Annotated in this window: 3 protein-coding genes and 1 tRNA gene; 1 reads left to right on the forward strand and 3 read right to left on the reverse strand. The window is 42.9% G+C overall.

The window, feature by feature from the left end; all coding sequences use genetic code 11:
• Positions 1-114 precede the first annotated feature (114 nt).
• Positions 115-202: transfer RNA gene (locus tag AC3A14_RS23985), tRNA-Ser, on the reverse strand.
• Between the two features lie 419 nt (positions 203-621).
• Between AC3A14_RS23985 and AC3A14_RS23990 the strand changes: the two genes are divergently transcribed.
• On the forward strand, positions 622-810 hold the full coding sequence (locus AC3A14_RS23990; protein WP_318733154.1) for a hypothetical protein: 189 nt from the start codon (positions 622-624) through the stop codon (positions 808-810).
• Positions 811-1,153: 343 nt separating this feature from the next.
• On the opposite strand, the gene AC3A14_RS23995 is transcribed toward AC3A14_RS23990, so the two are convergent.
• The gene (locus tag AC3A14_RS23995) at positions 1,154-1,507 is read right to left on the reverse strand and encodes a hypothetical protein (protein ID WP_318733153.1); all 354 of its coding nucleotides are present in this window, start codon (positions 1,505-1,507) and stop codon (positions 1,154-1,156) included.
• A 46-nt stretch (positions 1,508-1,553) separates the two neighbouring features.
• On the reverse strand, positions 1,554-4,796 hold the full coding sequence (locus AC3A14_RS24000) for an ATP-binding protein (protein ID WP_318733152.1): 3,243 nt from the start codon (positions 4,794-4,796) through the stop codon (positions 1,554-1,556).
• Positions 4,797-4,897: the final 101 nt, after the last annotated feature.

Here is a 4,897-nt window from a genome sequence, read left to right on the forward strand (position 1 = left end):
GTACCGCAAAGCCGTCCTAAAAGGACGGGGTTTTCAACCCATTTTTCTGATAAAGCAACGAATCAATCATAGCGCCTAGCCCTAGGGAATCAGCAATCGTTATGAGAAAGAAGACGGAGAGGAAGGGATTCGAACCCCCGAACAGCTATTAACTGTTAACACATTTCGAGTGTGCCGCATTCAACCACTCTGCCACCTCTCCAAGGGTTATATTTTATGGATCTTAACATAAAGTGGCAAGATCGATCCAAAATTCGTACAATCAGTTACTTAAAAGCAGGCGATCGCCGATTATAGTCAAGTCTATCCGCTATTGAAGCGCGATCGCACCCTAAGATTCAGGAGGAGAGCCGGTGAATTATATAGTTATTTTAATTAAGGATGGGACACAACGGTAAGAGCAAATGGCGTTTACTCCTACAGTCGTTCGAGTTGTAAACCCATCATGATTGTCCCAATCTTAATTAAAACGACTATACCTTTAACATTTGGGGGGTTTCACCCATCTTACATTTCTTCAATCATCAACAAGAGAGAGCCATAGACGATCCTCGCAAAGGTGCTGAGTATGTTGCAACTTATGAATGTACCCTAGACGCATTTCTGCAATCTGTCGAACCCGTGCCTCCCTCTAGGGGTTGGGAATTGGATGAAGTTGTCGATACTGTTATCCATTACTGGATGAACAACGCCGAAGGGATTCAGCATTGGAAAGAGTGTTTAGATCGGGCGGGCAATGATAACCTACTAGTGGCTAGACTAGCGGATGTAAAAGCTTTAAAAGCTGAATTTGATGCTTTACTCGGTTAGCACTAGGCAAAAGGCAATCGGGAAAACTGAATTTTACCCTTTCCTTGAATCGTCCATAACCAGTGAGTTTAACCATGTCCTTCAAACGTCGATATATATTCAGTAGCATTCTACTATTAGCCACGATCCTTTTATTATTGAATCGACCATTCAACGTTGTGGGGATGGCTGGACTCACTACTTTTTGTTTAGCCTATTTTACGAAGGGAATGAGACGCTTTTCTTAGAGCCTATTTATAAAGAGAGAATAAAGGAAAAACCCGAAGAGAAGAGCGATCGGTAAAGTGGTAGTACCGTGTTTTCTCTTGTTCCATATAAAATGAAATTAAGATATCCTAGTAACTTAACTGAGCAACAGTGGGCAATTATTCGTCCTCTCATTCCCAATGCTAAAACGAGTGGAAGACCACAAACTATCGAGATGAGGGCTAAAGGTGAAGGGCGGATCTTCAGTTGAACTGGTAATTATTTGTCCTTGGCGATCGACGATCGTAATTCGACAGCCTTCACAGAGAGTACGGGATTGGAGAAAGGTTTGGATATGTTTTAAGTCTAAATTGACTGAAAAGATCCCCTGGAGTTTTTGGTTTTGATCGTAAAACACCGTAACCAGTTGTAGGACAAAAGGGACAATTAGAACGGTTCGTAAAGGCAAATATTTGAGGAGTCTCTTCCAATTGGAGAACGGTGATTTCATTGAGGTAAACGCATGATTTTATAACAAAAGAAACGAGAGGGCCTAATTATCCACTATTTTGGCAATGACTTTTAGCGTTTTCAACCCAATCCAGAATCTTTTGAAAATCAAAGTTATCCACTAACTCTTGCAAATAGTTAGCGATTTTCTGCTGTTCAGTTCCTAATTTATCGATCGCTTCATCCATCTCATCAGGCATTCCCATCATTACTGCATATTCTAATTTTTCCAGCCATTGAATAGAAAGGGTTGCTAGATCTTGCTTGTTTAAAATATCTGGAAAAGATGGGATGAATTCTTGTTGTTCCTGATAAATGAATTGAACGCCCAAATACTGTTCTAAAATTTTGCTAATCTCAACAGGCAGGAACGGTTTAGCAATGATATGATCGCAGCCAGCAACCCGCACCGCTTCTCTCTGATGATCGAAGGCACTAGCGGTGATGGCAACGATCAGAGGAGGATTATCTTGTGCCTGCTCTTTAATAACCTTGGTGGCTTGTTCTCCACTCATATTGGGCATCCGAATATCCATAAAAATGAGATGAGGTTGCCAAGTTTTCCATTGGTTTATTGCGTCTTCTCCATCCAAAGCTTCCTGTACTTCAAACCCCCAATCTTCTAGGAGAGAAACTAACAAAAGTCGATTGCTTTGACGATCGTCAGCGACTAAAATCCGGAATTTAGACTGATCGGCAGCTAACTGTATAACCTGCGTTGAGGAGAGGGAATCAGGCGTTGGCAGATCGACTACGTCCTGAAGATTGAGTTCAAACTGAAACTGAGCGCCTTTACCGAGATCGCTTTCAACTGTTAACGTTGAGCCAAGCATCTGTACAAATTTTTGACTGAGGGCTAACCCTAAACCTGTTCCTTCTTGACTATGACGACCACTTTCTGTTTGCACAAAGGGTTGAAACAGGTGTTCGAGTTCGTCAGGGGCAATTCCCACGCCTGTATCAGTAACGGTGAATTGAATTTGTTGAGTAGAGATTTTGTTTACGGTCAAACTCACTAACCCCACAGAAGTGAATTTGATGGCATTATTGAGCAGATTCACTAAAATTTGCTTTAATTTTATCCCATCCGTTTGAATCACTACAGGAACATCGAGGGCTAGATTAATAGAGAAGTGTAAGTCTTTGGCTGTGGCTTTCAAGTCAAACAGAATACGAATTTCTTCAATGAGGTGATGAAGATTGACAGAACTCATGTCTAAGGTTAAACGTCCAGCTTCAATTTTGGAGAAATCAAGAATTTGATTAATCAGACTGAGTAAATAGGTTCCACTTTGGTTAATCAGGTGCAGATAGTGGCGGTCTTCTTTGCTGAGGTGGGGGCTATTTTGTAAGAGGGCAGGATAACCGAGAATGGCGTTGAGGGGAGTACGCAATTCGTGACTCATATTGGCGATGAATTCACTTTTGGCTTGGTTTGCTTTTTCGGCGGCTTGTTTGGCTTTTTCGAGTTCTTTATTGGTGTGATGGAGTTCTCTGGTACGATCGCTCACTTGTTGTTCTAGGATTTGGTTATAATGTTTCAACAGGTCTTCGGCTTGTTTGCGATCGCTGATATCTTGAAAGAGATTAATGGCATAGATCACCTCTCCCTCTAGGTTGTGAATGGGAGCAGCGTGGACTTCTAGGGGAATTCTCTCCCCATCGATTCTCAGTTCTAAGTCGTCGGCGTGGGCTTGTTCTCCCTGAATGGCAAGCACTAGAGGCAGTTGCTCTAAAGGATAGAGCATGGAGGTTCCTACTTGATAAACCTGGTAGGCTTGGTTGATCTGATCGAGGGAAGCCTCTGGAGTCTTTCCTCGTAAAATCTCTTGGCCTTTGGGGTTAATTAAAATCAGTTTTCCTTGGGGATTAAATACTACCACACCCAAAGGTAAGCTGTTAATAATCAGGGTGAGTTCATGTTCTTTTTCAGCAATAGTACGGAAGGACGTTTTCAGTTGCTGCTGCATCTGACTAAAGCTATCAGTCAAGCGATGAACCACACCAATACCCGTTATCATCACAGGAGTCTCTAGATTTCCGGAGGCAATTTGTTGGCTACTGTTGTGTAAGCGAACCAGAGGATAGATAATCCAATGGGCGGTGACTAAACCGAAACCAATGGATAAAACGAGAGCTAAGATACAGAGGGCAATGGTTCGGTTGATATTCGCTTGAATTTGGCCCATAAATTCAGTTTCAGGCACAATCATCCCGAACTGCCAATCCTTGGGTAGTTCGAGACTAAATAGATTACCTTGAATATTTTTCTGTTGTTCTGAAATCGTCAGTTCTGCGAGGTAAACGATATACTTTTGCGGACTTTCTCCGGATGGGGTGAGGGTTAAGTGATGATAGATAGACTGTCCCGGCTGAATCGGACTATGGTGTTCTAAATTCGCTCCCACAGCCGCTACAATTGGATCGCTACTCTGGCTGGGAGCCACGCGCTTAAAGATTTGCGTTGGTGTTGATTCGGTCGTATCTACGGTGACTTGAAAGGGGGGATCGGCGGTGGAACTGGCGATCAGCTTCCCTTGGCGATCGAGGACGATCATCCGACAACCCTCACAGATGGGTAGAGATTGAAGAAATTGTTGCAGGCCTTTTAAACTTAAGTTAACGGAAAATACACCCCTGAGTTCTTGGTTTTCGCTGTAGAAGGGGGCATAAGCATTAATGGCAAGTACGGGATCTTTTCCGATCTGAAAGGGTTCTGTCCAACCGGGGGCGCGATCGCTCTCTGCTGCTTTGTACCAAGGTCGCTCCTGTACGGGGAAAGGATACAATACTTCTAGGTTTTCTTGGCGATCGCCTTCTTCGCTAATAAAATCGACAATAAATTCATTCAGTTTCTCTGGGTTAGAATACCCCAATTCTACCCTTCCCGGTTGAATCGTACTACGGTGAACCACACGAAACTGTCCTTCGGGTAACCCTAACATTAGGGTTGTGACTGAGGGAAATTGGTTTAATTGCACCAAGAAGTGTTGCACAATCTCTTCTAGGTTATCGAGATCGAGTTGATTGTGCTTGAGAGCATCTCTATTGATTCGGTTAATTTGGAATAAGGTCGAGAGTTCACTTAAGAGATAGAGCTTAACTTTGGAGGCTCGATCTTCCATTAATTCTTCAGCCAGATGATCGATACTCTTTTGGGCACTCTGATAGGATAAATAACCCACTAATCCAACGGTAACTACTAATTGCAGAACAAACGGCAAAATTAACACCGCTCGTAAAGGCAACCGTTGCAGCAATTGAGACCAGCGATTATATGGGGACATCATAAACTAAGGTTAGATAGTTGGCTATCAATGCAGATGAGCAAGCTGGTTAATCTATATCGACCAATATACAGACAGATAACCTAGCTTCCTATCTGCAATCG

The organism is Roseofilum sp. (assembly GCF_982964205.1).